This is a genomic window from Anaerococcus faecalis (assembly GCF_013371425.1).
Classification (GTDB): Bacteria; Bacillota; Clostridia; order Tissierellales; family Peptoniphilaceae; genus Anaerococcus; species Anaerococcus porci.
This window is the reverse complement of the sequence record NZ_JABVBA010000013.1, coordinates 45,662-60,965: the sequence shown is the minus strand read 5'-3', so window position 1 is coordinate 60,965 and position 15,304 is coordinate 45,662. Positions and strand designations below refer to the sequence as shown.

12 protein-coding genes and 1 tRNA gene are annotated in these 15,304 nt (G+C 30.1%); 8 read left to right on the top strand and 5 right to left on the bottom strand.

From position 1 onward, the window contains the following. Positions 1 to 194: 194 nt before the first annotated feature. The 6 genes from HV819_RS10460 to HV819_RS10435 all read left to right on the top strand — a co-directional run bounded on the left by HV819_RS10460 (position 195) and on the right by HV819_RS10435 (position 8,224). Positions 195 to 1,667: a hypothetical protein gene (locus HV819_RS10460; RefSeq protein ID WP_176270177.1), complete on the top strand. Its 1,473-nt coding sequence runs from the start codon at positions 195 to 197 to the stop codon at positions 1,665 to 1,667. Between the two features lie 333 nt (positions 1,668 to 2,000). Then, positions 2,001 to 3,617 (top strand): hydroxylamine reductase, encoded by a 1,617-nt coding sequence (gene hcp, locus HV819_RS10455; RefSeq protein ID WP_176270176.1) that lies wholly within the window; start codon positions 2,001 to 2,003, stop codon positions 3,615 to 3,617. 220 nt (positions 3,618 to 3,837) lie between these two features. Further along, entirely contained in the window at positions 3,838 to 5,595 is a 1,758-nt protein-coding gene (gene ade / locus HV819_RS10450; protein ID WP_176270175.1) for an adenine deaminase, read from the top strand. A 165-nt stretch (positions 5,596 to 5,760) separates the two neighbouring features. After that, positions 5,761 to 6,282, top strand: a complete 522-nt coding sequence (locus HV819_RS10445; protein WP_176270174.1) for a DUF1836 domain-containing protein — start codon at positions 5,761 to 5,763, stop codon at positions 6,280 to 6,282. A 585-nt stretch (positions 6,283 to 6,867) separates the two neighbouring features. After that, positions 6,868 to 7,614 (top strand): SDR family NAD(P)-dependent oxidoreductase, encoded by a 747-nt coding sequence (locus tag HV819_RS10440; RefSeq protein WP_176270173.1) that lies wholly within the window; start codon positions 6,868 to 6,870, stop codon positions 7,612 to 7,614. Positions 7,615 to 8,148: 534 nt separating this feature from the next. Then, positions 8,149 to 8,224, top strand: a tRNA-Ala gene (locus tag HV819_RS10435). A gap of 603 nt (positions 8,225 to 8,827) precedes the next feature. Here HV819_RS10435 and HV819_RS10430 read toward each other — a convergent pair. Genes HV819_RS10430 through HV819_RS10420 form a run of 3 tightly spaced genes read right to left on the bottom strand, consistent with a single transcriptional unit; the run spans position 8,828 to position 12,011 of the window. Then, positions 8,828 to 9,868: a s-methyl-5-thioribose-1-phosphate isomerase gene (locus tag HV819_RS10430; RefSeq protein WP_176270172.1), complete on the bottom strand. Its 1,041-nt coding sequence runs from the start codon at positions 9,866 to 9,868 to the stop codon at positions 8,828 to 8,830. A gap of 15 nt (positions 9,869 to 9,883) precedes the next feature. Continuing rightward, entirely contained in the window at positions 9,884 to 10,708 is an 825-nt protein-coding gene (locus HV819_RS10425; RefSeq protein WP_176270171.1) for a purine-nucleoside phosphorylase, read from the bottom strand. Continuing rightward, positions 10,698 to 12,011: an APC family permease gene (locus HV819_RS10420; RefSeq protein ID WP_154540449.1), complete on the bottom strand. Its 1,314-nt coding sequence runs from the start codon at positions 12,009 to 12,011 to the stop codon at positions 10,698 to 10,700. The genes HV819_RS10425 and HV819_RS10420 overlap by 11 nt, the downstream gene beginning before the upstream one ends. 167 nt (positions 12,012 to 12,178) lie before the next feature. On the opposite strand from HV819_RS10420, the gene HV819_RS10415 reads away from it, so the two are divergent. Both HV819_RS10415 and HV819_RS10410 read left to right on the top strand, forming a co-directional pair. After that, positions 12,179 to 12,943 carry a DeoR/GlpR family DNA-binding transcription regulator gene (locus HV819_RS10415; RefSeq protein ID WP_154540451.1) on the top strand — a complete coding sequence of 255 codons (765 nt, stop codon included), beginning with the start codon at positions 12,179 to 12,181 and terminating at the stop codon, positions 12,941 to 12,943. 2 nt (positions 12,944 to 12,945) lie between these two features. Next, positions 12,946 to 13,527, top strand: a complete 582-nt coding sequence (locus tag HV819_RS10410) for a class II aldolase/adducin family protein (RefSeq protein ID WP_176270170.1) — start codon at positions 12,946 to 12,948, stop codon at positions 13,525 to 13,527. A gap of 97 nt (positions 13,528 to 13,624) precedes the next feature. On the opposite strand, the gene HV819_RS10405 is transcribed toward HV819_RS10410, so the two are convergent. Then, entirely contained in the window at positions 13,625 to 14,623 is a 999-nt protein-coding gene (locus tag HV819_RS10405) for a DUF979 domain-containing protein (protein ID WP_176270169.1), read from the bottom strand. Beyond that, a complete protein-coding gene (locus HV819_RS10400; protein ID WP_154540457.1) occupies positions 14,616 to 15,287 on the bottom strand; it encodes a DUF969 domain-containing protein in 672 nt (223 codons plus the stop codon). Before HV819_RS10400 ends, HV819_RS10405 begins: the two co-directional genes overlap by 8 nt. Between the last annotated feature and the right edge of the window lie 17 nt (positions 15,288 to 15,304).

The following is a 15,304-nucleotide window of genomic DNA, read 5'->3' as shown; positions in this document are numbered from 1 at the left end:
TGATTAATTGTAAAATGTAATTGGGTCATTTGATACCTCCTAGTTTAGTTTTGGCTTGTTAAAAACATTGTACTAGTTTAGGTTTCAAATGACCTTTTTCTTTTTACACAATTATACGGACTCTATCAAGCTAAGTTTATTAAATTTAATAAATTAGTCTAATTTTCGGGTAAAAATATTCAAAAGGGGGCTTTATGAGTAAATTAATTGATGATAATAGAAAAAAGAAGTTTCAAAATTTTAAAAGATCAGAGCTTGCTGAAAGACTTGGTCGTGTTGCAAGAATTTGTAATGACTTTTCTATTCCAATATTAATAATCGTAGATGGATGGGAATCATCAGGCCGTGGATATGTTATAAAAGACTTGACTCGTGAATTTGCGGCCAAAAACTATGATGTTGAAGTTTTTGATAAGGATGAGCGTGAGGATAATTTATATCCTTTTATAAGAAAATTTTGGATAAATACGCCTAAGAAGGGTCATATTAAGATATTTGATAGGTCTTTTTATTATAAGTTATTTGAGAAAAAGAATTTTGATGGGAAAAAGCTAAAAAAAAGAATCGATTCTATAAAGTCTATAGAAAAAGCTCTTTATGATGACCAAACTATTATCCTTAAATTTTTCTTAAATGTTGATAAAGAGGAGCAAAAGAAAAGAATTGAGAAATTAGAAGATTCTGTGAAGGAAGATTTTTACCTAGATGGTCTTGATTGGGATCAACAAGAAAATTACAAAGAATATGAAAAACACTTTTCAAAAATGCTTGAGATGACAGATCTTTCTTACTCTCCCTGGGATATTATAGATGCAAATGACAAAAAGTCCGCCAGTAAGGAAGTCTTAGGACTTGCCATAGACAAAATTACCCAAGGAATTGAGAGGGTTATAAGACAAAGGGAAGAAAATGAGAATGTTGAGCGTGATTATAGGCTAAGAAGTAATATTTTGCAAGCTATTGACCTATCAAAGGCAATTTCTGACGAGGATTATGAAGAGAAAAAAAATAAACTTCAAAAAGAGGTTGCTGAAATTATGTATAAATACTATGAAAAGGGAATAAGTCAAGTTATTGTATTTGAAGGGGTTGATGCGGCAGGAAAAGACGGGGCGATTGAAAGGCTTATAAAAGAAGTCGATCCAAGACTTTTTGAAGTCCATGGTATATCAGCTCCATCAAAAGAGGAACTTGATCATAACTATTTATGGCGTTTTTACAAAAAACTTCCTAAGGATGGATATGTAGGAATATTTTCAAGATCATGGTATGGAAGGGTTATGGTTGAAAGGGTAGAGGGCTTTGCCAAGGTAAATGAATGGGATAGAGCCTATGATGAAATACTTGATATGGAAAAACAAATCTATGATCATGGTTCTCTGATTTTGAAATTTTTTGTAATGATTGATAAGGATGAACAATTAAAAAGATTTAAAGATCGACAAAGAGAGCCAGATAAACAATATAAGATTACAGATGAAGATTGGAGAAATAGAAAAAAGTGGGATCAATATATAGAATCTATGAATGAGATGCTGGAAAGGACAAATGTAGACTATGCACCATGGATTATTGTTGAGGGAAACCAAAAAAAATATGCAAGAATCAAGGTTATGCAAGAGTATATAAAGCATGCAAAAGAGCATTTAAAAAAATTGGATAAGTAAAAATAAGCTCCAAACTAATGTTAGCTTGGAGCTTATCTTATTAGGAAATCTACTATATAATGCTTTTTTACAGAATCTTTTAATCAAATTTATCCACTATTTGTCTAAAAATAAGTAGAATTTATTTTTAGATATCCCTATATTATCTAATAATTATTCTTAAAGTCATTTAATTATAAAAAACATATAAAAAACCTATAAAATCATGATTTTCTTACTTATACTTTTACATTTTCCAATAAAAATTTACCCATGTAACATAGGTTACCGATTAAAAATTTCATCTCTTGTATGATAGGTATGTAAATTAAAAAAAAGAAAGGATTTTTGATTATGTTTTGTTTTCAATGTCAAGAAACAGCTGGCAACAAAGGCTGTACTAAGGTTGGAGTTTGTGGAAAAAATGAAGATACTGCAAATAGCCAAGATTTATTAATATATGTAACAAAAGGACTTGCTGAAGTTCTTAATAATATAGAAAATGTAGATGAAAAATACTATGATTTAATTTCAAACAATATGTTTGTAACAATCACAAATGCAAACTTTGATAAGGAAGATATACTAGATAAGGTAGAAGATACTATAAAGTTAAAAGATAAGTTAATAGAAGAAAATAACTTAGTAGGATTATCAGAGGCTGCTCTTTACACAACTGACGATAGGAATGAGCTAAAAAGAAAGGCGATAGAAGTAGGTGTACTCAATATAGTAAATGAGGACGAAAGATCTCTAGTTGAGCTTATAACATACGGACTTAAAGGTATGGCAGCCTACAATCATCATGCCAATGTCCTAGGATATAGAAATAAAGAAGTTGATAGGTTTATAGCAAAAACTTTAGAAGAAAGTCTAAAAGATGATAAGGATATAAATAACCTAATAGATTTAACTATAAAAACTGGTGAACATGGTCTTATGGCGATGGAAACCCTTGACCGTGCTAATACAGAAAAGTTTGGAAATCCAGAAATAACAGAAGTTGATTTTTCTGCAGGAGATAGACCAGCAATACTTATATCAGGTCATGACTTAAATGATATGGAAATGCTACTTGAACAAACAAAGGACAGTGGAGTAGATATTTATACTCATTCTGAAATGCTTCCAGCAAACTACTATCCTAAGTTCAAGACGTATGATCACTTCCATGGAAATTATGGAAATAGTTGGTGGACTCAAAATGATGAATTCCAAAAATTTAATGGACCAATTTTAATGACAACTAATTGTATAGTTCCACTAAAAAAAGATAATGATTATCTTGATAGGCTTTATACGACAGGAAATGCAGGCTATCCAGGAGCCAAACACATTAGTGCTGATGAAAATGGATACAAAGACTTTTCTGAAATAATTAAGAAAGCTAAAGAGTGCAATGCTCCAGAAAACTTAGAAGATACAAAAATTGTAGGTGGATTTGCCCATAATCAAGTAGAAGCTTTGGCAGGCAATATAGTAGAAGAAATAAAGGCAGGAAATATTAAAAAATTTGTAGTAATGGCAGGATGTGATGGAAGATTTAAAGATAGATCTTACTATACAGAATTTGCTGAAAAACTTCCAAAAGACTATGTAATCTTGACTGCAGGTTGTGCTAAATATAGGTATAACAAATTAAATCTTGGAGATATAAATGGAATACCAAGAGTACTCGATGCAGGTCAATGTAACGATTCATACTCATTAGTTAAAACTGCACTTTTACTTAAAGATGCATTTGAACTTGATAGCGTAAATGACCTACCACTTGAATTTAATATAGCTTGGTATGAACAAAAAGCAGTTATAGTTTTACTTGCCTTGTTAAGTCTTGGAGTTAAAAATATCCACCTTGGACCAACACTTCCTGCATTTCTTTCAGAAACAGTAGTAAACTTTTTAGTAGAAAACTTCAATATTGCACCAATTACAAATGTAGAAGATGATCTCAAAATAATGACAGCTTAATAAACAATTAAGGGACTGTTGCAAATTATGAATTTCTATCATTACAAGTTACTTATAGACAATTTGAGAATATCCTTTCAGCTCATGGAGGCCAAATTGTCTTTGAGAATCTTGTAATGATAGAACGATTAATTCATTTAGCAATATCCCTTTTTTAATATAATGCCTTAATGATATGTGATATAATATATTTAAATATACATATATGGAGGCTCATAAGATGAGAAGTAAAGATGAAATAATAAAAAATATCAAAGTTGGACTAGGTAAAGAAGATTGCGATTTGGTTCTTAATAATGTTAAACTAATAAATGTTTATTCTAAAGAAATATTAGAAACCAATATTTACATAAATAATAAAAGAATAGTATCTATAGATCCAAATACAAATTTACATGCAAGAAAAGAAATCGATTGCAAGGATATGTATGCTTATCCTGGCCTTATAGACTCCCATATGCATTTTGAATCAACAATGCTCTCACCGGAAGCTTTGGCAAATCTTATAGTTCCATTTGGAGTAACTAGTGTATTTTCTGATATGATGGAGATTGCAAATGTAGCTGGTGAAAAGGGAATAGAAGAGATGTTAATTTCTTCTAAAAATCTTCCTTATCATATGTTTGTAGAAGTATCTTCATGTGTTCCAGCAGCACCAGGTCTTGAGACAACAGGAGATATAATAGATGTAGGATCTATGGATAGACTTATGCAAAAAAATGAAAGTTTGAGTATGGGCGAGATTGATCCTGCTAAAATCTTATCTATAAATGAAGACTATATCCAAATGATTTCAAATACAATTAAAAGAAGAAAAATAGTCAATGGTCATGCTATAGGAAGATTAGGTCATGATTTAAATATTTATGCATCAGCGGGAATTTTAGATGATCATGAATGTGTAACAAAAGAAGAAATGATTCAAAGGCTTAGAGTTGGAATGAGCGTATTTATAAGAGAAGGTTCATCTGAAAGAAATCTTGATACAATGATTAGGGCTATTCTTAATCATAATCTTCCTATAGAAAATTTCATGTTTTGTACTGATGATAAGCATGTTGACGATACCCTAGAAGAAGGTCATATTAACTACAACGTAAAAAGATCGATAGAACTAGGAATGGATATGATAGATGCTATAAAGATTGCAAGTGTAAATGCAGCTAAACACTTTAGAATAGAAGATGAAATAGGTTCTATATCTCCAGGAAGACTTGCAGATATAGTAATATCAAAAGACTTAAGTCAAAAATACCCTGACATGGTGTTTTATGAAGGAGATTTAGTAGCAGAAAATGGAAAGATGCTTAGAAAGATTGAAAAAAGAGAGTATCCAGCTTGGATTAAAGATACAGTAAAGCTTTTAAATCCTATAGATTTTAAGTCTTTCTCAATAAAATCTAATAGAGAAAATAAGACTATGGTAAGGGTGATTGATCTTATCAAAGATCAAATTATAAATAATATTCTAATACAAGAGCTTGATGTAAAAAAAGGAGAAATTCAAAATAATCTTGCTAGGGATATTATAAAAATTGCAGTTGTTGAAAGATATGGAAAAAATGGAAATATAGGTTTAGGTTTTGTTCGTGGGATGGGACTTAAAAAGGGAGCTTTAGCTTACTCAATGAGTCATGACAACCATAATATAGTTGTAGTAGGAGAAAATGATTATGACATGGCCAAGGCTGTAAATCATATAGAGAAGATAAACGGTGGTATAGCAATAAGCCTTGATGGTGAAATAATTGGCGAAATGAAACTTCCTATTGGTGGACTTATGAGCGAGAAAGGTGTAGAAGAAGTAGAAAGTGAAATAAGTGCTTTGAATAAGATAGCAAAAGACTTAGGCTGTGATTTGAAATCACCTTTTATGACCCTAAGTTTTATAGCTCTTCCAGTAGTGCCAAAATTAGGTTTAACTGATTTAGGTCTTGTTGATGTTTTGGCATATAAAATTATAGACTTAGAAGTTTAATATAAGAAAATGAGAATAAAATTCCTTATGAATTTTTTTTAAATAAAGATATTAGAACTAAGTTACTAGTTCTAAGTGATTTAATAAAAGCTTAATTGAATAATGATTTTTTATTTTATATTACTTTTAGATACTAGATAAAGTATAATGGCTTTGAGGTGACTTATGAAAAATATAGGAACGATGAAAGAATTAGAACAATTAAGAAAGCTTACTCTACCAAGTTGGAAAAACATTCCAAATGATGGGCTTTATAAAGAAGAGCTAATAAGTTTTGTTAAAAATATTTTAGCACCTCTTTTTATATATGGAGAAAATTTCATAACATCATCAATGATAAATAACTATGTAAAGCAAGGTCATATTAAGGAGCCTATTAAGAAAAAGTATTATAGAGATTCTATAGCCCAACTTTTAACTATTATTATATTCAAACAAGCCTTGCAAATTGATGAAATTTCAAAAGGAATCGAAATTGAGGTAAAAACTTTTACCCTAAAAGCTGTGTATGATAATTTTGTAGAAATATTCCAAGATGCAAAAGAAAAAATTTTGGCAGATTTTGACGATAGGGTAGGAATAGAATTTTCTATAGAAAATCATCATGATAAGGTCTTATATTACCTAGTTATATCACTATTTACCAAGCTTTATACAATGATAACCATAAAAAACAGACAAATTTGATGAGAAAATTATAAAAAAGTATAATAAATTAGTTGAATAGTAAGATAAATCTTTGAGTTGACCAATAGAAAATAAACGAAAATAATTTTTTACTTAAGTTATACAGTGTTTATAAGTTTTGTTCATATAATAGTAAAATAAGTTAAAATTGAGTATTAAAATATAAGTTTGAAGAAGCATAAAAGTTTCAAATCTCCTATTTATCAAAATTCGCATTTTTTTAACTATTGTATTTGAAGAGTTCTCATACTCTAGAATTTTCTATAATATAGCTAGATTTCACTTAAACTTGTTAGATATTTCTTAAAATTATATATCAAGCTATTGCTATATTATATAACAAATCTTAGATATATTTAGAAAAGAGTGCAACAAAAATAATACTTAATTTAAAGATTTTCTTTTAATAAGTTCAATAATATATTATTATGATTTGTATTAGTTAGGAAAAGTTTAAATAACTTGTTATTTATAAAATGAGATAGTTTTATTTATATTGAAGAATTAATAATATTTTTATTTTTGGTGATTTTTTGAAAAAATAGGGTATATATTAAGATGGAAAATTAAGAAAGGAAGTATACTATGTTATTAAAAGATAAGGTAGCAGTTATTACAGGTGCAGGCTCAGGGTTTGGTAAGCTTACATCAAAGCTTTTTGCAAAAGAGGGAGCTAAGATTGTGGCAGTAGATTATAATGAAGAATCTGCAAAGGAAACTGTAGAAGAAATAAAAAAAGATGGAGGAAAAGCTATCTCTGTTAAGGCAGATGTTTCAAAGGATTCTGATGTTAAAAACTTTATAGCAGAAGCAGTCAATGAATTTGGAAAGATAGATATACTTTTTAACAACGCTGGTGTATTTAAGCCAGGTAATGTTGAAGAAGTAAGCTTTGACGATTTCAAAACTTCTTTCGGTGTAAATGTTGATTCTATCTTTTTAGCATGTAAGTATGCTATGAAATATTTAAAAGAATCTAAAGGAGTTATTATAAATACTGCATCAGCTGGTGGAATCATAGGATTTCCTCAAGCAGTAGCTTATGGTGCAAGTAAGGGGGCAGTAATTTCTCTAACTCAAGCTTTAGCAGTAGATTATGCCAAAGATGGGATAAGAGTTAATGCAATATGTCCTGGTACATCAAAGACAAGCATGACAAAAGAAACTCTAGAAGATAAAGATATGTGCAATGCTTATCTTTCACCAATACCTATGGCAAGATTTGGAACTGTTGAAGATATAGCTAAAGCAGCTCTATTTTTAGCTAGTGATCAATCATCTTATATAACAGGACATGCCCTACCAGTTGATGGTGGATGGACAATGTCATAGACTTAATTTAATAAGAATTCTAAATATTTATAGTAATTTCATAATTTTGAACTAAATGCCAGAGCTAGTTTAACACTTTCTCTGGTATTTTTTACTTTTTATATCTTGTGATATGAATTATTTTACTATTTTAAAGAATAATTTGATAATATAGAGCTTGAATCATTTGAATTTAAAATAAGCCAGTTTGCTTTAAAGTGGGCAAAATATACACACTATGGTAATTCAAAAGCAAAGGCTAAAGAAAATATTAATCTTAATAAGGCTATTGACTTATGATTAGCAAATACTGGAAGTAAAAATATTAAGGAAAGTAAAGCTTTATTGGATATGGATAGCTTAAGGGTCCGCAAGAGCTTAAGTGAGGATTTAAAGACACAAATCGATAACTTGAAAAAATCTGATGGTTAAATATTTAAATTGAATATTTATTAAAATAGGATTATTTAAATTAGTAGAATTATCTTATTTATTAGGGTATTTTTATATGGACTTTTTAAGTTCAATATGATATATTATATTTATTAAATTCATGGGGAATTAGCTCAGCTGGGAGAGCGCATGGCTGGCAGCCATGAGGTCAGGGGTTCAAGTCCCCTATTCTCCACCAATTTTTATAAGATAGCTTAATTTCAATATTAATAAGCTATCTTATTTTATTTCAGTACTTTTAAGAATTTTTCCTAATAAATCTTCCACAATATAAATTCGGACTTTTTGAAATTTATGAGCTTTAAATTTTCATCTACTAATACTAAACTTAGTTTTATAAAATTATTTTTTTGATAAATAGTTTTTGTAATTAATAATGTTGAAACTAAAAAGTACTACAATTACAACTATTATTGATTAGTCTAATATAAATGTAGTTTGAAAAATTTGAACAAGTAATTATTGTAGTTCTCGCAATATTGCTTTTTATGATTAATGTTACAATATACTTAAGAAAGACTAACACTAATCTTTAATTTTCTAAATATTTAATTTATAGTAAGTTTTATATAAAATTCTTATTAGACCATTTCTTTTTTCGATGATTTTATTTTTATGGAAATAACAAAAAGATTAAAAATACTTTGTTAATGATATATTATAGAGTCTTCTATATAGTAGCGATTTTGTTTAAGTAAGAAGACTTTATATCATAGTAAAAAGCGAGTTTTTAATCTCGCTTTTTATAAATTAATAAAAATTCTATTTTTGTGTTATAAAACTAATAAAATCTCTTGGTTTCACTATCAAAATATGTGTGGAGATTTTCAGGATCATAGTTTCCCTTATCAGTTACTATCTTATCTATAAATTCCTTTCCTGTTATATCAAATGAAGGATACAGTGCTTTGACATTTTTTGCTGTTCTTCCTTCTAGGACAAGATTTGGGTCACGCATTTCTATAGTAATATCCTCTCTTGTATATTTATCATCATCTGGTATACCTGTTACATAGTAAGGAATATTAAAATGTTTAGAAAGTATAGCTATTTGGTAGGTTCCTATTTTATTAGCAACATTTCCATCTCTTGTGATTGTATCAGCTGCAGATGTAAATAAATCTATACCAATATTTTCCATAAGATATGCTATGGCATTATCTGTAACAATGGTTGTTTCAAATCCCATTTCACTACAACAAGTTGCTGTAAGTCTTGCTCCCTGATAGTATGGACGAGTTTCGGCACAGTAAAAACTTACATTTTTCTCTTCTTCTTTTAGGATTCTTAACATCATTCCTATAATTGTTTCGCCAAAACATTGAGTTAGAATCTTATCCCCATCTTTTATAAGTGAACATAGATTTTTAGCTACAATTTTCATAGTTGAATATCTTCTATTAAGAGATTTTATGGTATCATTCTTAATAGCTTCAGCTGGATTCTTTTTCTCTTTTATAGCTTTAATTCCAATATACAGACTATTTTCAGTGATTTTTCTCATCCTATTTGCTGTAGTTGGGCGAGCAGTTGCAATTTGTTCGGACGCATTTTTTAGAAACTCTATTTTATCATCATCTTCAAGATTTCTTGCCTGATAAGCTGCAAGAGCCATTCCCATTCCAGCTGCAGTATAAGGACCTGCACTTTGGGTTACCATGTCCTTTATAGCTTGGCGAACATCCATGTATGATTTACAATTAACGTATGATACTTCTTTTGGATATATTCTCCTATCTAAGATTTTGACTTCTCCTTCTTCATACCAAGCCACATGTTCATATTGGAGCATATAAGGCAAATTGTAATCGTATCTTTCCACGAGTACTCCTTTCTATTATATTTTCTTTAAGATATTTAAAATAAGTCTTTGGAACTTATCTGATGCTTTTTCAGCAACTTCTTCCACTTCACTTCCATCCATATTTTCTATCCTATCTGAACTGTAGTTTGTTGCAAGAGATAGGCATAAGACCTTTATACCACAATGGCCTGCTGTAAGTGATTCTGTTAAGGTAGACATACCAACCATGTCTGCACCTAAAAGTCTCATAGCTCTAATTTCTGCTGGTGTTTCAAAAAAAGGCCCCACTGTATAGAAGTAAACTCCTTCTTTTAAGGCAAAACCTTCTTCGATTGCTGACTTTATTGCTACTTTTCTTAATTCTTTATCATATAAGTTATCTATTGGATAAAATCTTTCCCCAAACTCATATAGATTATTTCCTCTGGTTGGACTAACAGATGCAAAGTTTAGGTGGTCTGTTATTAGACATATATCACCAGGATGAATATTGTAATTAATAGCACCAGCTGCATTTGTTAAAATTAGGGTTTTTATACCTAAAAGTTTCATAACATATACTGGTCTTGCAAGTTCACTATATTCATATCCTTCATAATAATGGAATCTTCCAGCCATACATAAGACTTTTTTTCCAGAAAGTTTTCCATATATAAACTTCCCCGGGTGACTTTTTACGGTAGATTCTAGGAAATCAGGTATATCTGTATATGGTATTTCTATCTTATCTTCCATAATATCTAATAGCTTTCCAAGACCTGTTCCTAAAACTACTGCATAAGATACTTCATCTTTTATTATTGATTTTATATAATCAGCTGATTTTTTATAAGAATCATAAGATTTTTTATTTATCATCTTTACTCCTTATTTTTACATATGGTTCTCTTAACTTAGCATAAATGGCGACTATTACACAATAGATAAACATAACTCCTATACCAAATGGACCTATAAAGTCAATATTAGAATAAAACCCACCTGCAAATACAAACAGGCAAAATATAGGTAGAACAGTCATAGCCCATCTAGGAAGTTTAAAGTAAGCCTTTTCATAAGCATCTTTATTTCTTTTTGGTAGAAACATAACAGCTATAATAGGCATCGCTGCAAATATTAGACCTATATTATTTCCTAAAACAGCAATTATTTCAAGTGTTCCACCAGTTACTATTGGAATCATTCCAAGAATATAAAATATTAGTAAAAGGAAGTGAGGGGTATTAAATTTCTTATTTCTTTTAGCTAAAATTTTAGGCAACCAACCATCTTCAACAGCAACAGCTAATCCTTTAGGAGCCCACGCAAAAACAGCATTTAAAGATGATGCAACTGCAAACATAGCACCACCTACCATAAAGAAATAGTAAATAGGTTTCGTGAATATTTCATTTGCTACATTTCCTAAAGTTTTATAAGCAACTTCTTCAATAGGAAGTACTCCAGTTGCTACAAAACCAACACATAAATATATTATTGAAACCAATACAGTTGAAATTATCATAGCTAGCGGAATATTTTTGCCGGGATTTTCAGCATCTTCACCAAATTCGTTTATGTATTCAGCACCAACAAGAGAAAATCTTACCAAGAAAATACCGGCTACAAACTCTGTAAAACCATTTGGCATAATAGTCTTCATTTGGGTATAAGGTTTGAATGTGGTGATTTTTGGAAAGCCTAATACTATAAATAGGCCAATAGAGATTACCAGCACTATAACTAGTAAATTTTGAAATTTTACTGCTGTTTTAACTCCCATTATATTTACTAAAAATACAACTGTCATCATTATACCAGCAACAATACCTACATTTATACTGGGAATTAGCTCTTTCATATACTCTGCGAAACCGATTGCATAGTTTGCTAAAACTAGTTGTCCTGCTGCAAGTAAAGCTACATAGAAGAATCCTGCCTTCTTTCCTATAAGATCTCTTACATAAGTATATTGTCCTCCATTTGCTGGTATTGCAGAACCTAGGGTTGCAAGACATATATTGGTAATAGCGACAATAATTCCTGCTACAATAAATGCTAGGGGAACACCATGTCCTGTTTTTCCAATGGCAATACCTGTTAGAATCATAACTCCTGATCCTATAATTTGCCCCACTCCTATACCTATGAGGTCAAATAAGGATATCTTTGAATTTTTCATAAAACCTCCTTTAAGTTTATTTACAATAAGTATAACAAATTAAAAACAAAAAATAAAGATATTATTGTAAAAAGTTGGAATTTTATGATGATAAAAAACTAGAAATTTTAAGATTTATAGGTTATCATATTATTATAATTGGAAAAAATTGGAATGTAGGAGCTAATATGCTTAAAGAAGAAAGACATAATAAAATTATTAAAGAACTAGATAGAAATCACTTATTAAATTTAAAAGAATTTGCAAAAAAGATAAATGTAAGTGAGGAGACTATTAGGAAAGATTTTATAGCATTAGAAAATTTAAATGTTTTAAAAAGAACTAGGGGTGGAGCAGTATCAACAGATGAAAAGTATTTTGGTATTTCAAATCTAGTAAAGAAAAATTTATGCAAGAAGGAAAAACAATATATAGGAAAGCTTGCTATAAAATATATCCATACCAAGGATACTATTTTTGTTGACAATTCTACTACTTGTATAGAGTTGGCTAAGCTAATAGTTGAGAAAAAGCTTTGTGTAAGAATCATTACCAATTCTATGGAGATAGCGAATATAGTCTGTCAATCAAATAATATAGAACTTTTTATTCTTGCAGGAAAATATAGTAAACATAGTAATTCTTTTATGGGAGCTTTGACTATGAATAACATAGAAAACTATAAGTCGGATATAGCTTTTGTAAGCTTTGCCACTATAAACCATGATTTAGGATTTGGAGATAATAATTTTGATAATTTACTTTTAAGAAGTAAGATGATTAGTCGTTCAGATAGAAGTATTGCATTGATGGACTATACCAAGTTTTCTGATGATACTGCCAAATTTTTTTGTGAAACTAAATTGGTAGATATGATTATAACTGACCAAAATATAAGTGATGATATTTTTAGAAAATTTAAGAAATCAGGTATAAGAATAATAAAGGAGTAAGTATGAATTATAGGAAAAAATTAGTAGAAGCAGGAAAAAAACTTTATAATCTAGGTCTTGTAGCAGGAACAAGTGGAAATATATCAATTAAAGAAAATGATGATAGCTATTATATTACCCCATCTGGTTTATCATATGAAAGTATGAAAGAAGAAGATATAGTTAGGATTCATAAAGATGGTTCAGCATATAAAAAAGAGCAAAAGCCATCATCAGAGTGGATGATGCATCTTGAAATATACAAAAAATATCCAAATTATGAAGCCATAGTCCATACTCATTCTACTGTAGCTACTTCATTTGCAGTTTCTAGGGTTAATATTCCCTTGATATTAATTGAAATGAAACCTTTTTTAGGTGGAGATATAAAAGTTGCTCCATTTAAGCCTGCTGGAAGTAAGGAGCTTGCTAAAGCTATTATTCCATTTCTAAAAGATAGAAACTCATGTCTTTTGGCAAACCATGGGGTTGTTTCATGTGGAAAAGATTTAGAGAGTGTCTTTTTATCAGCAGAATATGTTGAAGATGCCGCAAAAATTTATTTCAATTCAAAACTTATTGGAAATCCAAACATTATAGAATAACAATAAAGAGGAATTGCAAGTTATGACATATACCACTTTACCGTCTTATCTAGTAAAGTGGACATATGAGTTATTTGCAAATCCTCTTTTATTTTACCTAAAACGCTAAGACAAGCATTAGGATAATGTGAACTACTATAAGTGCTAGGGCTACTGGTGTTTGAATTTTCATTATTGATTTTTCATTTTCACACTCAAGTATTGCTGCTGGTACTATATTAAAGTTTGCTGCCATTGGGGTCATCAAGGTTCCACAAAAACCACAAGTCATTCCTAAAGATGCTACTATGGCTGGATCTCCGCCATTTCCTATTACAAATGGAACTGCAACACCTATTGTCATTACCGTAAAGGCTGCAAAGGCATTTCCCATAATCATAGTAAATAAAACCATTCCTATACAGTATGCTATTACACCAAATACTTTTGATTCAGCTGGCACTATTGCACTCATACCAGCTCCTATTATATCACCTACACCTGCTGTTGCAAAGATTCCACCCAATGCTCCTAAAAGTTGTGGAAGTAGGGATGATGAGCCTATTTGCATAAGCATTTTTGCTGTATCTTCACGAGTTTCTTTAAATTTTGCATGAGTAATTGCAATTGCAAGAATTATTGCTATAACTGAAGTTATTCCTAAAACTTGGGCGGCTGAAAAACCGAAGAATATTTCAGATCCATCCTTCGCTGAATCTACTACAATTTTAAAGCTTTTAAATTGAGACATAATCATTGCTATAATTCCCATAGCCAAAGCTGGGATAAAGATTTTATTTCCAGCTATTTTAGCATATTTAATCTTTTGTTCCTGACTTTGTTCTTTAAAATTACCCATTTTAACATTGTTACTTACAGTTATGATAGCAATAACCATAAGGATTGCTCCTATAAATGCACCACCATATTGAAACTTATCGATTATAAATTTACCACATGAGAATAAAAATCCTAAAAGAGTCCAGAATAAAAATGTCCCTATAGGAGCATTCTTATTAGAAAGTCCTTTAATACCTGCAAGCAAACATATTAGACCACAAATTATATAAATAAATTCATCGATAATTATTGTGTTTTGATAGATAAAATTAAACATTCTTATCCTCCTTTCTTATCTTTCTTTCAAATAAATAACATTGGATAAGAGATATGACTATCATAGCAACACCTGCGAATATTGATGCATTAGCTATGCTTGCTGCTGTTACATTATAACCTGCTTCAGCAAGTACACCTTGCATCAATAAAACACCACTTGAAACAGGGAAAATATTTTGACCAAAAAAGTTTCCATAATTTTCACTAGCACCTGCAAGTGCCTTTAATTGCTCAATTTCTTCATCTGTTAGTTTGCGATTTTTCTCTGCTGCACCTTGAGCCATTGGTAAGATTATTGGCCTTATAAATTGAATATGACCACCTAATCTAAGTGAAAGAGCCGCAGCTACAGTTCTTATAACTATATAAAGACCAATAACAGCTCCAGCTGATGCTGATTTAATTTTTTGGATAGCTTCAGCAGCTCTTTCCTTTAAGCCATATCTTTCCATAATTGCTATAAGTGGTAAACCTAACAAAAATAAAGACATGTACCTATTGTTTACAAATCCATTACCAATTAAATCAAGTACTTTTATAAGGCTCATTCCTGAGACAAGACCTGTAACAAGGCTTGAGAATAAAACGACTGCTACTACATCAAGTTTTAGGGCAAACCCTATAACTATAATAAGTATTCCTACTAATACGAAATAATTCATAATACCTCCTTTTTAAA

Coding starts and splice junctions, on each gene's coding strand:
- HV819_RS10425 (WP_176270171.1), bottom strand. CDS start 10,708: ATGATAAATAAAAAATCTTATGATTCTTATAAAAAATCAGCTGATTAT.
- HV819_RS10410 (WP_176270170.1), top strand. CDS start 12,946: ATGAATTATAGGAAAAAATTAGTAGAAGCAGGAAAAAAACTTTATAAT.
- ade (WP_176270175.1), top strand. CDS start 3,838: ATGAGAAGTAAAGATGAAATAATAAAAAATATCAAAGTTGGACTAGGT.
- HV819_RS10420 (WP_154540449.1), bottom strand. CDS start 12,011: ATGAAAAATTCAAAGATATCCTTATTTGACCTCATAGGTATAGGAGTG.
- hcp (WP_176270176.1), top strand. CDS start 2,001: ATGTTTTGTTTTCAATGTCAAGAAACAGCTGGCAACAAAGGCTGTACT.
- HV819_RS10400 (WP_154540457.1), bottom strand. CDS start 15,287: ATGAATTATTTCGTATTAGTAGGAATACTTATTATAGTTATAGGGTTT.
- HV819_RS10415 (WP_154540451.1), top strand. CDS start 12,179: ATGCTTAAAGAAGAAAGACATAATAAAATTATTAAAGAACTAGATAGA.
- HV819_RS10460 (WP_176270177.1), top strand. CDS start 195: ATGAGTAAATTAATTGATGATAATAGAAAAAAGAAGTTTCAAAATTTT.
- HV819_RS10440 (WP_176270173.1), top strand. CDS start 6,868: ATGTTATTAAAAGATAAGGTAGCAGTTATTACAGGTGCAGGCTCAGGG.
- HV819_RS10445 (WP_176270174.1), top strand. CDS start 5,761: ATGAAAAATATAGGAACGATGAAAGAATTAGAACAATTAAGAAAGCTT.
- HV819_RS10405 (WP_176270169.1), bottom strand. CDS start 14,623: ATGTTTAATTTTATCTATCAAAACACAATAATTATCGATGAATTTATT.